The organism is Mucilaginibacter paludis DSM 18603, from assembly GCF_000166195.2.
GTDB lineage: Bacteria > Bacteroidota > Bacteroidia > Sphingobacteriales > Sphingobacteriaceae > Mucilaginibacter > Mucilaginibacter paludis.
In genome coordinates this window covers 5910285-5926154 of sequence record NZ_CM001403.1, presented here as the reverse complement: position 1 = coordinate 5926154, position 15870 = coordinate 5910285, and the positions used below count along the sequence as shown (strand labels likewise).

Below are 15870 nucleotides of genomic sequence, written 5' to 3'. Positions count from 1 at the left end.
AGGTTTAAAGTTCTAATTTGACTCCGGCAATAAACGATCTGGTTTTGGGATAATAACTGTGATTATCAATTCCGGGGGTAATGGTGCCCAAATTCATCTCCGGGTCAATACCGGTATATTTGGTGATGGTAAACAGATCGGTACCTGTTAAATATATCCTTACGCTTTTAACATACCTACCGGTATTATTAAAATTGTAACCTAATGTTGCATTATCCAACCGCAGGTACGATCCGTTTTCCAGGTACCGGTCTGAATATAAGTTAGCGTTATAATCGTTATAAGACTCCGATAAAGTAAGCCGCGGTATATTGTGGTTACTGGCATCACCGGGCGAATTAAGGGTGGCCAGGGTAGCATTCAATATTTTATTGCCCGTTACGCCACGGATAAAAATGTTCAGGTCCAGATTATGCCATTTCAGCGTATTGCCAAAACCAAAAGTAAATTTGGGCTGAGCGCTACCAAGGTATTGTTGATCGGTTGATTTTGGCGTAGTGGTAGGGTTACCCTGCTTATCCTCAAATGTTGAAACGCCGTTGGTATTTTTGCCCAGGTAATGCAGCGTATAAAACTGCCCAACCGGGTGCCCGGCAATTAAAATTTGTGTGCTTACGTTGCTTTGCCCGGTGCCCGATGGGTAACCGGTATAAATATAGCTCAGCTTATAAGTATCGTTGGATAAAGAAACGATGCGGTTTTGGTTATGGGCCAGGTTAAAACTAAGGTTCCAAAGCAAATGTTTGGTTTTAACAGGTACGGCGTTCAGTACAAATTCAATGCCTTTGTTGTTCATTTCGCCGGCATTGGCATAAATCAGGCTGCCCGGCGCATAGGATAGCGATGCAGGCTCCTGGTAATTGTAAATAATATTGGTAGTGGTTTTGTTGTATACATCAATGGCGCCACTCAACCGGTTTCTAAATAAACCAAAATCAATACCCACATCTAACTGCGCCGTTTTTTCCCATTTTAAATTGGGGTTGGGGTTTTGGGTGGGCCCGATGGATTTGATAAACGAGCCATTGTAATAGAACGATCCGGTTGAATTATAGAGAAGCAAAGGCGTTAAGGGGTCAAAGCCGATGGTATTGCCCGCCACCCCATATCCGGCGCGTATTTTTAAATCGTTCAGGGTGTTCTGCTGCTTCATAAAAGGCTCTTCAATGATGCGCCAGGCCGCAGAAATCGCAGGAAAGTACCCCCACTTATTGTTAACGCCAAATGCGGACGAGCCATCGCGGCGCAACGAGCCCTGTAGCAGGTATTTGTTTTGATAGTTATAGTTAACCCGCGAATAAAAGGAAATAAGCCGGAGTGTTTTGATAGATACATCGCCGTATAAAGGCACATACCCGGCAGGCGCCTGCCCTAAACCAAGGTTATAATACGACGTAGCATCCGAAACAAAATTAACATTTGATGATTGAAAACCATCCCCGTTGCTATTTTGCTGCCAGGAGTACCCCAGTAAAAATTTAAAATACTGATTGCTGCCCAAAGTATGATCATAAGAAAAAAAGCTCTCCACAACCCGCTTAGTATCCTGGTAGCTTGAGCGCACAGCGGCACCGTTTGCATTATAAGCCAGTAACGAGTAATGGTTATAATAAGCATTGCTGTTAGTGGTAACGCTTTGGTAAGCTACATTTAAATTATACAGTATGCCAAAAGGCAGATCAGCTTCAATACCCCCGTTCCCCAAAAACGAGTTAAGCTTGGTATTGAACTGGTTATTGGCAATAAGTGCCACTGGGTTATAGGTTTGCGTACGGGTAAGATCTTCTTTAAAGGTACCATCGGCATTGTAAACATTAAGCGTAGGCAAAAAACGTAACACATTGTAAAAAACCAGTGTATCCACATCGTATTGATTACTGACCAGATCATACATCGATACCTTAAGTTTAACATGATTATCCATGGCCTTTTGTTCCAAACTAAACCTGCCCGCAAACCGCTCCAGCGATGAGCCCCTAATAATGGCATTGTTATTAAAGTAATTGAGGCTGGTGCTATAAACCGTACGCCCATCGCCGCCACTAAAGCTGATGTTGTGGTTTTGCGCATTACCTAAGCGGCTCACCTCTTTTTGCCAATTGGTGTTGCCGCCAACATCGTCTGCCGGTGCCAAAGCCTTATGGTTGGCTTTTAGATAATCGCGCAATTGCTGCGCTGTAGCAACCTCAATGTAACCCGATATGGCCTGGATAGCATCGTAACCATTGTAAGTGAGTTTTAAATTACCGGGCTTCCCCTTTTGGGTATTGATCAGAATTACGCCGTTAGCGCCCCGGTTACCATAAATGGCGGCAGCCGAAGCATCTTTTAACACCTCTATCGAGCTGATATCGGCCGGACTTATCAGCGACAGGTCGGCATCGGGCACATCGTCTATTACATAAAAAGGCTGCTGGCCCAGGTTCAGTGTTGATGGGCCGCGTAAAATAACTTGTGCAACGCCATTGGGGTTACCATCCTGACTGATATTAAGCCCTGCAACGTGCCCCTGCATCAACTGCTCGGGCGTGCTGATTACACCTGAATTTAAATCGGATGAATTAAGCGAAGTTATTGAGCTGCTCAATTCTTTTTTTAAAGATTTACCGTAGCCCACCACCAAAACCTCGTTCAATACGTTGGCCAGCGGTTTCATTTTAATAACCATGGCTGATAGCGCCCCCTCCCTGATGAGGTAGTTATTGAGCGTTTGGGTTTCAAACCCGCCACATTCAAAAATAAGATGATAGGGAGCCCCACCATCGGGCAAGTTTTTTAAACTAAAAAAACCGGTGGTATCCGTTTGTGTAGCTACCGAGCCTGCGTTGTTATTAACCGATACGTTAACCCTGCTTAGCGGTTTACCGGCTTCGCTCTTTACAACACCGGTAATTAATAAATTAACTTTTTGAGCAAAAACAAAGCTGCTAAGTGTAACAAATAAGATAAAAACGAATATCTTAAACACCATCATACGCTGCTAAAATTTGCACCTTTTAAACAATAAGCATCCCCGGAAGATCCCGCCAGTACTTTCTACCGGATATTCAACGTATCTGCGGCTGTATTTTGCCGTGGCATCATGGCAAAAGCACCATGTTGCTTTTTCAACTCCAATTTATTTAACGTGGCAATAGTTTGTAATACATCGGCAGGCAACTCTGTTTTACTATTTACCGAACCAGTAAAGTATTTATTCTTCAAACCATTGCTATCGGCAGTTATCCTGATATGATAAACCTGTTGAAGTTTATCAAGCACTACCCACAATCGCTCATTATTAAATTGAATAATACCTGAAGATTTTGCTTGCTCCTTTTCGGCCAATTTTATTTCAGGCATCGCGTGAGCATCAAAAGCAATTAATTTTGACTTTCCATTTTCGGAGTTCCAGCATAGTTGCTGTCCGGGGTTAAGATATACATCATGATCATCGGCTACCAAAGCGCTCGCCTGATGTTTTATCACAACTTTACCTTCGTATAATTTAACTGTTACGTTTGCATTTTCGCGGGCCGCAGTCACTTTAAAACAGGTGCCTAAGGCTGTGGTTGATAAGCCGCGCGCAAAAACCGTAAATGGCCGGGTTTTATTTTTAGCTACTTTAAACAAAGCTTCGCCCGTTAAATAAATATTGCGAAGGGGGCGGGTAAACGGTTTTTGATAACAAATTTCACTACCCGGAGATAATACGATAACCGATCCATCGGTTAGTTGCGTTGATATTTCGTACCCGGTTCGATTAGCGATAGTATCGTACGTAACCTGTTGCTGATGTTGATGAACGGCCAATTGGGCCTTGCCAGCCCGACTAACCGAGTACCGGTTGTAAAGTATGGCGCCAGCGCAAATAAATAACAGCGCGGAAGCCGCAGCCATCAATAACCTGTAGTTAAACGATTTTTTTTTGGCGGGCAGGGAGATGTTATTTTCAATCACATCCAGCATTTGTTGCGAAACAACAGGATGCAATTTCGAATCCGGCGTAAACTTTTGCCAGTCATCATCGCTCAGGTACTTATCCAGCTCTTCCGGATGTTCATTAAAATATTCACTAATCAGCTCGCTTTCTTCAGGTGTGCACTCCTGCTTAAAAAACTGAGCTATCAGTTGCGGCGTAACTTCCATTCTATAACTAATACGTTCTGTAAAAACAATACCCCTACTGTTTGATAACAATTATTTAATTTAAAATTTTTAGCCGGTTTTATTTCCATTCCATCATTTAAAAGCCGCAAGCGTTAAAATAAAAAAATTGAAATGGAGCTACGCAACTGCTTAATAGCTTTAGTGATGTGGTTTTCAACCGTTTTGGGCGATATTGACAATATGCCTGCTATTTGTTTATGCGAAAAGCCTTGTATACGGCTCAGTTTAAAAACCTTTTTACGAACCGGGGGAAGTTCTTCCATCGCAGCAAATACGTGCCGCAGCGTATCTTTTTCGGCTACCTGGTTATCTTCATACTCTTGCTCCTGGTTATTGCCAGCCCACTCTTTATATTTAGACTTAACGATTTCTTTACGCAGTTCGTCAATTAAAATAGTACGGGCAATTCTAAACAATTGTATGTCGATGGATAACTCATCGGCCAGGCGGCTCCGTACTTCCCAAAGCCTGATAAAGGTAAGTTGTACAACTTCTTGCGCTAAATAGGCAGATTGTGTGCGGCTGTATATAAAGTGGTATAATTTATCATGGTAAAGCGTATATACCTCGCTAAAACATGCCCTTTCATTTCTTTTTAATGCAGCTACTTGTGACACCATAATTAACTTGCGCAAATATGCCACAGTATTGTGACGGTAATTATCGCTTTGCGTTAAGTAATTGTTATGTTGTAAAACCAAGCATAACAATTACTCATTAACACGGCAACTCTTACTCAATTATTCTGTTGAAAGTATTGCAACCAGATCTGCCTGATAGGTTTGCCTACTTACCCACCTCTCCGATTACTTCAGTCATCTTAAATTAAAAATTCGGATCAAAGTTGAAATAGATAGGGTTTGAAAGCCCAACCATATTACCGCTTAACGCCATGGAACCGGGCACTTGAGGATATGGTGTTTGAGGCCCTTCTACCACAACGCGGTAGTATGCCCGGTTAAGTACCTGTGGTGCATCGGTAAACTCAACCATGGCAGTTTTGTTATCAATGGTATAAGTGCCAAAATCATCGCCATTTTTTACAACCTTTACCGTGTACGTAGCACCGGGTATGGTGTTACCGCTTAGCTGCACCCTAAATTTAACCGGCTTTCCGGTTGATTTTACATTATCACCCATCATCATATCCATTTTGCCATCACCATCCAGGTCTGCAAGAAACTCTACACGCGGGCCGTAGGGGTTGGCACTCACAGAAACACGGCCATTAGTTAAAGCATCCACAACTGCTTGCGATGTACGGCTTGTGGCAAATACCCAGGTGGTTGGGGTACCAACATAATTAGCTGTAGCCTGGTAAGTATTTTTGCCTGGCTTTTCGCCGTTTACCGGAACGCCGTGGTGCGCATCGCTGCCCCCCCTGCCGGTAAGTTTACGGCCAGAGGATAACATATCATCCCAGATCATGATGGCGTTTGCGTTGTTTGCCCAAATAGCCGAGTTCCATACCTCAATGGAATTCACCATATCGTACGAGTATCCAAAATGATCTTTTCCGCTTGGATGGTTGGCAGATAAGTGAATACCAAGTTGTTTTTTTACGGCCCCGATCACGATGTCGCGCTGATCACGAACATCATAAAGCTTCTGATGATCATAAGGACGTGCTGAAAAAGCATTGCCATGCCCGCGGGTGGTAGTCCATTCCGCTCCGTACAGTAATAAAACCGAGTCTGATTTAAATTCAGGATCGGCCCAGGTATGATGCGCAACATCCCCGTTTACATGGTTATCATGGTCGGTAATGCAAACATAATCCACACCAACAGCCTTGCAAAAAGCAATAATTTTAGCAACGGAATTGTTGGAAGACTCAATGCTGTGCCTTGAGTGTACATGAAGCTCCCCTTTTAACCAAACACCTTGTGTGATACTTGCCGGCGGAGGCAATAATGCAACATCGGTAGCCGCCCAGGGGTTGACATGCGCCGACTGCCCAAATGCAACATTGGATATGATTACTGTAAATACTACCATCCAGGCAAAAGCCCGGATTTGAATGTTATTGAATAGATTAACAACAGGTGGGTTGACGTTGGCTGCCATAATGAAAGTTTTTTAAATATATTCCTTTTTCTGGAATACGTTTAGGATGGGCTAATCCCCTATTGGATGTGAGAATAAAACAGTTCGACGTAATGGAAGAATTGACTTGTATGAACCAGCGCAGCGGAGGAGGGCTTATCGGTATTGCTTTAATCGTTCTATTTGATAAGGTTGGCTCATTTCCAAAAGTAAGCCGACATGTTCGCAATCTTCAATATCGCATCTTTTGAGAGAAATGGGTATCTTGTTTTTAATCTAACCCTTGTTTTTTCGTGTGCCAAAATATCATCATCGGTAGCCCACTCTAATCCTTCACTTGCAAAAGAGCATATCTCATTTATCTCTGATAGTGTATCTTGCCCGTGTTCAGCTTCTACAGTTGTTCTAATCTCATCTGTCCACCAGAGCAGTAGGAGGTGATTGCTTATGGCTGAATTTATATTGTCTTTGTCCATTGTTTGAATTTTATTTATATGCTACCAGCTTTACTTTGGAGTAACGGGCTTATTTGTAGATCACCTTTTATTTTGATTACATCCAACACTATTGCGATAGAATCCTCCTTAAATCATTAATTCTGTAAAAATCTAATGCCATTGTTTTATTTTATTTATGTTGAGGAAAGGGTGTAATTATTGGGTTTATTATAGTTCAGGTCCATATTGAACAGGTTGCCGTCTGTTCGCGGATGCCACCAGCCAGCCACTTTCGTTATAAGCCCGTTAAATGCATAAACAAACTTATTGTAGTTTTCAAACTATAGGCATAGTCGTTCGAAGTCGGAGAAATTCGAACAGCGGGGACATTCTAACAGCAGAACACTATCGATAGCTTCGTTGAGGGAAAACATTACGGAGAACTTGATATTTTTTTTAATTTTCGATATGTTATGAAAATTGAAGCAATCAAAATTATTAGTGCCAGAATCTCCATAGTTATTGTTACTGGTTTAATTGACAACGGCTTTGATATACTTACATTCGAATAAAAAAACCTTCCATAATATATTTTTTCTTCCTTACCAACATATAAATTTAATGAGGTAGTTTTTTTTAATAATATCTCACAAATAACTTGTTTATTTTCAAATTGATTAAAGTACTGTACTGTAATCTTGAAAGGATTATCCGACAACAAGGGTTTTTGAATTTTTTTAATTGTAGCATATCCCTGAATATTCGAAACGGAAAAAATTAAATCTTCAAATCCATTATAAGAAATTGCAATAAGTAATACCACAGCTAAAATTAACGTAAAGACGTTTTCAGCAATATTTTTAAGTTGTTTCAACATCAATTTTCTGGCTCTATGACGAATAGTATGGGTAAATAAAATTGCACTATGGCACGAATAGTTTTAGTTTGTCCGCTGGAATTCCAAGCCTTAATTTGTAATAGAATAAAAGCCCATTTGCGTTGATGCTTTTCTGATGAAAAACCAACCAATAGATCACAGTTTATAATGACGGCTTGGTAAATTGATGATTGTAAACGCGTCTATTATTGCGTTAATAATCAGTATTCTCAATTTAAAACATCGGCACGCTCAGTCGCCGCGTGAAGGGCTGTTACTTTTGTCTTGGCACAAAAGTAACCAAAACCGACCGTAGGGAGCTCATGAACACCTTAAAAAAAACAAACAACAGGTGAATAACGTCAAGACTGCCCGATCCTTCCGCCCACAGGCCAAAACCCGGCCCGGCGTGCAGTCTGGCCTTTGCGCACTTTGCCTGTGTACAAGAGAAGATCACTAAGGTTCAAAACATCTCCTCTGGCGCGAGTATGACGGGGCCGCCTGCGCGGGTGGCTACTCGTGACCAGGATGATGCCTTTGGTTTACATTACCTCCGGTTCAACCAACAAGGTATCCATTAATCCCGGCACACCATAATAATCCATTGCGCTGCTGTGTACGTAATATTCCGGGCTACTATTCCCCATTCAACCGGGTATAGTGGGTACTCGTTAACAATAAAAATACCGCATTGCCGGTTACTTTGCAAGCAGTATTTTGTTTCTCAAATTTACTACAATATAGCATTTTGGCTACCAGAACGCAGGGCACGAGTAGCCTTTACGCTTTGGCCCAACCCGTCATACTCGCGCCAGCTGGGGAGACAAGCTTACTGTAGTTTGAAAACTACGGGCATAGTCGTTCGAAGTCGGAGACATTCGAACAGCGGAACACTACGGACAACTCGGTTACTTAGCATCAGCTACAGTAAGCTACGCTTGCGGTAGCGTATGGGAGATCACAAATATATCTTCACGTCACCAGTTACCGTTGTAAACTCTCCACTTTCCTTATAATCTAAACTATCTCCTCACCCGAAGTAAAGAACAACTTGGTATGAAATTACATAATTCTTTTAACCGGCATTTTCGCTTTCTTACCGATCCTTAGCTTATGAATAATTTCTTTTTTTTTCAATGAATGTCGTTGCACATTTTCTTGGTTGATTTCACTTAACAATATTTGAAAATGCCGAGACAGTTGATTTCTAATTTGTGGAGAATCAAATCCTTGTTTTATTCTTTTCCCTCTCCCGTAAGTATTTGAGGCCGAGCGATAAGCATATGCAACGAAATTATTGCGTCCTATGTGACTATAACTTTCAATTAGATCTTTTATTAAAAGTTTAGGCCCTTGTGATTTTTTCCCATAAGCCTTAATTAAAGTATTTCGGATGCCGGACTTCATTTTTCGAAAATAAGTACTCAAACTGCCTGGCCTTAAATACACTCTTTCTCCATCAAACTCAAACCCTAGGTATTGTAATTTCTTTCTTCTATCTAAAATAGCTTTAGGATGCCCGTCAAATGCTAACAAATGTTTGTTTACAAAACGAAAATCGATAATTTCTGTCTTTTTACTTTGAATGGTCAAACCGTGAAAATCAATTTGTTGACATAGCCGATTATGAAGGTATGTTTTGTCTTTTGTTTTACATACGATGATAATATCGTCACAATAACGCCTGTAAATGCAACCCATATTGCTGCAAAAATTGTACATATGCATGTCAAACTGCAATAAATAAACGTTTGACAAAGTAGCACTAATTGGTGAGCCCTGTGGAATGCCTACCGGCAGTTCTCCAATTCCTAATGGATGATTTGGATCAGTGATTTTCAAAACGGCCTTATTCTGTACGATCAATTTTCGACTTCGTAAATAGTTGAAAATTTCATGACTACGACTTGCTTTGGTCATTGTTTTTGGCATTACATCCAACAAACATTTTCCTTTTGGAACGCGGGTATAATTAAAATGTTTTTTTAGAGAGTCAGAATTGGTGTAACTATATGCTGTTAGCGTTTTAAATACCGCAAATGTATTAGCATCTAATTTTGGAACTCCCAGCACTGTAGACCATTGCTTCTTGAGTTCCCCATGCGGTATGCTATCAAAATATCCTTTAATGTCAAAGCCCATAGCAGTGTATAAGCCAGTTGGCGTTGAACGATGTTTGACTTGATCGAAGACTTCCTTCGCAAATTGGATGTTACATAGTCCATTCAAATCATCGCGGTAAGCGAGTACACTCTCCGAAAATCCTTTTGATCTGATAAATTCTTGATAACGCCGTTTTAACAGAAGGTCAAAATAACTTATAATTAATGCGTCAAAATGAGACGCGAAAGAAATAGGACGTTCCTTAGTTTTCAAAGCATAAGTTCCTAATTCCTCTTCATAACGGTAACGTGGTGTTTTGAGGATAATTTTCAAAAATGGCAAAAAGGGATGCTGCGCAATTCCACGACCCGAGGGATCTCCTAGTAATGATTTCAGTTCAGCAAGCGCAATTTCAATATTAAAAGGACGGTCAAAATGAGCGTAACTTTTAGGAAACGAAGTTTTTGCTTTAATTTCAAATTCAGACCAAATTTGCGAATCGAAGGACATAGAAAGTTTTTTATTGGGACATTAGCTGGAAAGTATCTTCAGTCTAAACTTTCCAGCTAATGCACAATGTCTTTGCACTGCGAGGCTAATGACCACTCCAATCATTCAAGGACTTACACCTTTACCAACCTTTTCCACACTTGGCCAACAAAAAACTCTGTAGGCACTTACAGATTGTATTAGCGATCCAATACAACCCTCCGGGCAATTATACGATTTGACTGAATCGATTTCAAGCCTCCCGGACTTCGAGGTTCCTGCTGTTGAAACTCTCTTCGGTATTCCCGTTTCCAGCGGAGCTGATTTAAACACATAATTACTATGATTGCTAAACAAGTCTTAACCAATGAAGCAGTACATGGCGAAACAGCGTCTCAGCGTTACCTGAGGACAACCATCTTTGCTTTGGTACTTATTAAGAATTTGATTAACTTTAAAAATTCCCCCTCAGCCTGATCAAATGATCCCCTCGGGCAATGTAAAGTTACATAAAAAAGAAATTAATTAGTTCGTGTAGTTTTCCACATTGGATATAAATAGTGATTAATGCGAATCAAGGGTTAATAATGTCAATGAAAGCGGCGGCAATTTTGCCAAAAACGTGAACGAGCAATCACTGGGTGGATCTTACCGAAAGAACCTTGCACAATTGGTTCGCCCGCTAACGCATACGTCCTCGTGTGGATTTAGGCAGTCTATAGGCTTACAATTCATTCACCCCGTGTACTACTGCATAGCATGCTGGTTGCTTAGCATGATGACCACAAGCGAGGACTCTTGCGGTAGCGATGGAGCAACCGGATATATAAACCATAGACGTAGCATTTGGCATCGTTGAAATGTGCGGCGAAAAAAAATATTTACATTATAAATAATGGCGACTAATATTGCAGTAGTGTTGAGTTTCATATTTATTTTTTAACTGTTTCATTTTTGGTAACTCCCCAGTTATAATCTACGTTTAAAAACGCCCAACACTATATGCAAAACAATTAATCCTGCAATTATTCCAATATATGTTGCATCTGTTTTAAATGGAATATTATGACCAGATGCATGGTATAACATCATTAAAAACATGACTGCGATAATCAGTATAACTAATAACCACCGAGTTGCTTGAATTAAAACCTTCATATTAATTGTACCTTGAAATCCAGCATTCATTAAGAGAGTTACTGATTGAGTCAACTGGCTAGCAGATATGCCTTTGAAATTTAACGCCTCGTCCTTTCAAATTTGACTTTTTTCCTCGCTTGTAAACTTATCACAATAACATCAGATCTGCCAATTTAACCGCGGTGCAAAATCCCAATAATTCCGGAGATACCAGGACGATCTTTAGCCTTGTTTTTTTTATCAGCAACGAATATTTAACCGACTATTCAAATCATCAGATAGGATTGAAGAACAAATAAGGCAGAAACCGGTCACATTTTTAAGACATTAAAAAAATGGAAACTGTGGCATTTCTTTCTTGCTGATCCATTTTACCGGCCATGCACCCTGATCTCAATTTTATAAATAACTGCATCATGTTGGGGCAAATCAATATCAAACTCCGCGTGGCTTTGCTTCGACGTGCCCTGATAGATATCCTGCACCGAATAAACTGCATTTTTTTTGAGCCCTATCCGTTCAGCGTCAAGCCTAAGGTGTTGGGCGTTTGAAGAAAAATTAAAAACGGCCAGGTAAACCACATCGCCAAAGCGGCGGACATAATAATTGCCGCATTGATCGTTCGTGTTGGCTTCAACCGGTTGGAAAGCGGTTCCGTGGGCAATCAGTTTTAAAACTTCTTTGTTTTGCAAATAGGATTGCGCAACGTGCTTCCAGGGGCCATCCGCCGAATAGTCGTCACCGGTAAGCAGCGGGCCTGTAATTAAGCCGGATGTGAGGCGGATCCGGTTGATACCCGGTGTTTCATGATCAAAAACAATATGATCGGCATCCACATAGTTGTAAGCATACGTTTGCCACCATCCGTAATTGATGCTGTTGAGTGTGTATTGAGAGTTATCCATCGAGTGGAAAGCATCGCATGCTATGCGGCGCGTATGTACGTACCGGGCTGTAGCCAAACTGGGCGATATAGCCGCATAGATGAGCATCTGGCTGCCCAGTTGTTTAACCAAATATTCCATGCCAACGCGGTAAGCCTGCATCCCGGTTTTAATGTTTTTATTATAAAATCCGTTCGATTCAATGGCGCCGTGTGCCAAAAAGTCTATCTTGATCATCTCGAAACCACAATCCTTGAGCCTTTTTAAAGTGAAGGCCATGCGCTGCTGTGTTCCCGGATGTGTGGGATCAAGCGCGCGGCCACCATCTAAATCATGATAGCCATCGTTAACTTTGGTCCATATCTCGTTATAACTGTAATCAGATCCTTCTACCTTTCGTACTCCTGGCCCTTTCCAGCCCCAATCGGTAAAAGGCGCCCAGTATACGCCGGGTGAAAGGCCTTTGCTTTTACAGTAAGCTACAAACCGCTTGAGCGGTGCCATATCTCCGTTCAGGCCACCGGGAGTAATGTAATCCCAAAAGGCATCCAGATCAATAAAAGCGGTATTGCCGCTACGGAACGTTTTCATGCTGTCGGCAAAAAAACTGGCAACCTTAATCACTTTGTCATAAGTTATATGGTCTTGCAGTACGCCCCAACTGTTCCAGCCCACCGGCGTGGCCTTGTTCCAGTTAAACACAAAAGGCTTTTCGAACCTGCGGTTGCTTTTGGCATAAAGCTCCATGCCCTGGCGCCAGTCGGTAAAGTAACCAACAAATATTTTTGGCGATTTAATGTGATCTCCGGTAATAGTTCCATGGGCCATTTTGTCGCGTGTTACCGGTTCGGCAGTGTAGCCCCCCCAAACCTCGATACCGCTAAGTTTATTGTACCTGGCACTGGTTTTAACTCCGGTTTTCCATACCAAGTGTTCTACCGAACCGATGACTAAACCGGCACGGCTCTGATTTTCGTAAACAGCCCCAACTTCCGAGCTGGTGTTATCCAGCCCATCGCCAACGGCTTTGGCGTTGTAACGGATAAAGGTATCGTTATCAAAAGGCACAAACAGATCGCGCACGTCTCCCTTTTGCAGAATATCCCCCTCCGGGGCTACCAGGGGCGCCATATAATTACTGCTCAGGGCAGTCCCCTTTAGCCAAACATCTGTAAAAAAATAGTCCTGGCTTTGGTAAATATAAAATACCTGCTCCATAACCGGCAACTGATCTCCGGTTAAGGTGATGGTATATTTTGTACCCCTACCCTGCTGATCGGCCAGGGCCTGTTTTGCCAGCTGCCGGTGGGTGTACTGCTTACTGGTAATGGCATTATCGCCATTTTTAACGCTGGCAAATGCTCCGGCAATAACGGCATGGCCATTAAAGCTTACTGTTAAAGTACCAGTTTGCAAATTGTAAACCAGCAGGTTGTTTTTTCCATAAGGGATATTAACCACACTGGAGTTGGGCAACTGATGTAATTGCGCAGATACCGCAGTTATATTAAGCCAGCAAATCATCATCAAAAGAGTTGCTTTTTTTATCGTTATCACATCATAAAGCTTCGTCGAGTTTTAAAACTACGCTGGTACGGTCGGCATTTACGTTGGGGTTAAAGCCTATCTTCATTAAAAAATCGCCCGTGTAAGTACGGTCACTCTTAATATCCGTGTTTTTACCCGGATACAGGTTGATCTCTTTAACGGTATATTTCTTGCCCGCATCCAGTCCTTTTAAACGGATGGGGAGTTTACTGCGCTCATCATAGCGGTAGTTAACCAAGTAGTTAAATATCACGGCTGATGTTTTTTGCTCGTTCACATAGGCTATAGCGGCCACGCTATTACCGCGCGGGTCGGCTAAACGATACTGGTCGCCCTGCCAAATGGTGGCCTTAAGCTGGTTATAGGTTTTAACGGCATCCTGGGCAAACCTTAAATCGGTTTCACTTAACTTACTCACTACGATATCAAAGCCCAATTTACCCATCATGGCTACATCGGTACGAAACTTAAGAGGTTGCTTTCCCCAGTCGGTAACATGGTTTGAGCTGGTTATAGCCGGATAGAAGTAAGAGTATTCCCACTGGATAAAAATACGTTCAAGCGGTTCGGTATTATCGCTGGGCCAAAACTCGGTAAAGTATTGCAGCGCGGCATAATCAACCCGGCCACCGCCGCCCGAGCACAGCATCATAGGCACCTTTGGATATTTGGCCCGCACGCGGCTCAGCACCTTGTAAAGCCCCCGGACATATTCGACATAAAACTGCGACTGGTTTTTAAGATGTGCCGAATAGGCGTTAAATATAAGGGAGTTACAATCCCATTTCAAATACGCCAGCGCGGGATTTTTGGTAAACAGGTTATCAACTATCCCGAACACAAAATCCTGTACGGCAGGGTTACTCAGATCGAGCACCAGTTGGTTGCGCATATAATGTTCGTCTCGTTTGGGCTGTTTGATCACCCAATCAGGGTGCTGCTCATACAATTCGCTTTTAGGGTTAACCATTTCAGGCTCTATCCATATCCCAAACTTTACCCCGTCCTTTTCGGCCTCCTTTACCAGGGATGCTACGCCATTTGGCAATTTCTTTTTGTTTTCCTGCCAATCGCCTAAACCGGAATGATCGCCATTGCGTGGGTATTTGTTACCGAACCAGCCATCATCAAGCAAAAACAGATCAACACCCAGCTTCTTGGTATCGCTTAAAAGCAGGGCCAATTTCTGTTCATCAAAATCAAAAAAGGTAGATTCCCAGTTGTTCAGCAGCGTTAAGCGTGAGCCTGTACCATCCAATACTTTATAATTACGCGCCCAATGTTGCAGCTTGCGGCTGGCATCGCCTTTGCCCTGGCTGGATAGGGTGTATAAAAACGCGGGGGTCTCAAATACTTCGTTAGGTTTAAGCGGATACGGCGAAGCGTAATTGTTAATGCCGGATATAATCCTCAGGTTATCTTGCGGATCGAGCTCCAGGTCGGTACGGAAATTACCGCTCCATTCCAACGCGCCATAAAGTACGGTACCGGCGTCCTCGGTTGCGGGCTGATCTAAAGATACCATAAACACCGACGGCTGGAACAGATTAGCACGGGTACCTAATTTACTATCAAGCGTTTTGATGCCGTGCGTTAATTTTGATTCTTCAGGCTGCATTTCTTTGGCCCAATCGCCGTGGTATTGCGTAAGCCAAAAGCTCGAGGCCTTTAAATGCAGGTTTGCCGAAGCAAATTTCTGGAGGATAACGTTGCCTTTTTCGCTGTGCTTTATGGTACTCCACTGCTCAATCACATCATCGCGGAAATATGATTTATAGTTGAGCGTAACTTCAAACTGATAAACGGGATCACGAAGTACGATACGCAGCAGGGATACATCATCGCTGATGCGCTCAACGCTATGGCTCACATACCGAAGATCTAAGGAGTTATTACCATCGGCATGGGTAACCGTTATGGCGGGCTCCAGCAAATTACGCGAACCGGATGGTGTATAGGCCGATGCCATCAACCCTGATAGATCTTCGTTTTGCTTGTAGTTGCCCGGTACCAGCTCATACTCTTTTACATTACCCAGCTTTGTGCCAAAATACAGCGTTGTTAAATTATGCTGCGCATCGGCCTGTAAAACCAGCGCATTATGGCTGGTTTCTATCGGGATAATTTGAGCATCGGCTTTAAAACAAAGCACAATGGCCGCCAAAAAAAATGCAGTTTTAAAAAATTTCAAGTTCAT

At 42.3% G+C, this 15870-nt stretch carries 9 protein-coding genes; all 9 read right to left on the bottom strand.

The window, feature by feature from the left end:
* Positions 1–4 precede the first annotated feature (4 nt).
* The 9 genes from MUCPA_RS24880 to MUCPA_RS24835 all read right to left on the bottom strand — a co-directional run bounded on the left by MUCPA_RS24880 (position 5) and on the right by MUCPA_RS24835 (position 15870).
* Positions 5–2974: a SusC/RagA family TonB-linked outer membrane protein gene (locus MUCPA_RS24880; RefSeq protein WP_008510141.1), complete on the bottom strand. Its 2970-nt coding sequence runs from the start codon at positions 2972–2974 to the stop codon at positions 5–7.
* A 62-nt stretch (positions 2975–3036) separates the two neighbouring features.
* Complete coding sequence (locus MUCPA_RS24875; protein WP_040626399.1) at positions 3037–4128, bottom strand: FecR family protein; 1092 nt, start codon at positions 4126–4128, stop codon at positions 3037–3039.
* Between the two features lie 113 nt (positions 4129–4241).
* Complete coding sequence (locus tag MUCPA_RS24870; RefSeq protein WP_040628007.1) at positions 4242–4769, bottom strand: RNA polymerase sigma-70 factor; 528 nt, start codon at positions 4767–4769, stop codon at positions 4242–4244.
* 205 nt (positions 4770–4974) lie between these two features.
* Positions 4975–6216 (bottom strand): CehA/McbA family metallohydrolase, encoded by a 1242-nt coding sequence (locus tag MUCPA_RS24865; protein WP_008510138.1) that lies wholly within the window; start codon positions 6214–6216, stop codon positions 4975–4977.
* A 176-nt stretch (positions 6217–6392) separates the two neighbouring features.
* A complete protein-coding gene (locus MUCPA_RS24860; protein ID WP_008510137.1) occupies positions 6393–6671 on the bottom strand; it encodes a hypothetical protein in 279 nt (92 codons plus the stop codon).
* A 394-nt stretch (positions 6672–7065) separates the two neighbouring features.
* Positions 7066–7509: a hypothetical protein gene (locus tag MUCPA_RS24855; protein ID WP_008510136.1), complete on the bottom strand. Its 444-nt coding sequence runs from the start codon at positions 7507–7509 to the stop codon at positions 7066–7068.
* A gap of 1062 nt (positions 7510–8571) precedes the next feature.
* A complete protein-coding gene (locus tag MUCPA_RS24850) occupies positions 8572–10122 on the bottom strand; it encodes a reverse transcriptase domain-containing protein (protein WP_008510135.1) in 1551 nt (516 codons plus the stop codon).
* 1490 nt (positions 10123–11612) lie between these two features.
* On the bottom strand, positions 11613–13652 hold the full coding sequence (locus MUCPA_RS24840; protein WP_008510134.1) for an alpha-galactosidase: 2040 nt from the start codon (positions 13650–13652) through the stop codon (positions 11613–11615).
* Positions 13653–13683: 31 nt separating this feature from the next.
* On the bottom strand, positions 13684–15870 hold the full coding sequence (locus MUCPA_RS24835; protein ID WP_008510133.1) for an alpha-galactosidase: 2187 nt from the start codon (positions 15868–15870) through the stop codon (positions 13684–13686).

Excerpts from the sequence above, each read along its gene's own strand:
- MUCPA_RS24880 (WP_008510141.1), bottom strand. The coding sequence starts at position 2,974 with ATGATGGTGTTTAAGATATTCGTTTTTATCTTATTTGTTACACTTAGC.
- MUCPA_RS24875 (WP_040626399.1), bottom strand. The coding sequence starts at position 4,128 with ATGGAAGTTACGCCGCAACTGATAGCTCAGTTTTTTAAGCAGGAGTGC.
- MUCPA_RS24870 (WP_040628007.1), bottom strand. The coding sequence starts at position 4,769 with ATGGTGTCACAAGTAGCTGCATTAAAAAGAAATGAAAGGGCATGTTTT.
- MUCPA_RS24865 (WP_008510138.1), bottom strand. The coding sequence starts at position 6,216 with ATGGCAGCCAACGTCAACCCACCTGTTGTTAATCTATTCAATAACATT.
- MUCPA_RS24860 (WP_008510137.1), bottom strand. The coding sequence starts at position 6,671 with ATGGACAAAGACAATATAAATTCAGCCATAAGCAATCACCTCCTACTG.
- MUCPA_RS24855 (WP_008510136.1), bottom strand. The coding sequence starts at position 7,509 with ATGTTGAAACAACTTAAAAATATTGCTGAAAACGTCTTTACGTTAATT.
- MUCPA_RS24850 (WP_008510135.1), bottom strand. The coding sequence starts at position 10,122 with ATGTCCTTCGATTCGCAAATTTGGTCTGAATTTGAAATTAAAGCAAAA.
- MUCPA_RS24840 (WP_008510134.1), bottom strand. The coding sequence starts at position 13,652 with ATGATGATTTGCTGGCTTAATATAACTGCGGTATCTGCGCAATTACAT.
- MUCPA_RS24835 (WP_008510133.1), bottom strand. The coding sequence starts at position 15,870 with ATGAACTTGAAATTTTTTAAAACTGCATTTTTTTTGGCGGCCATTGTG.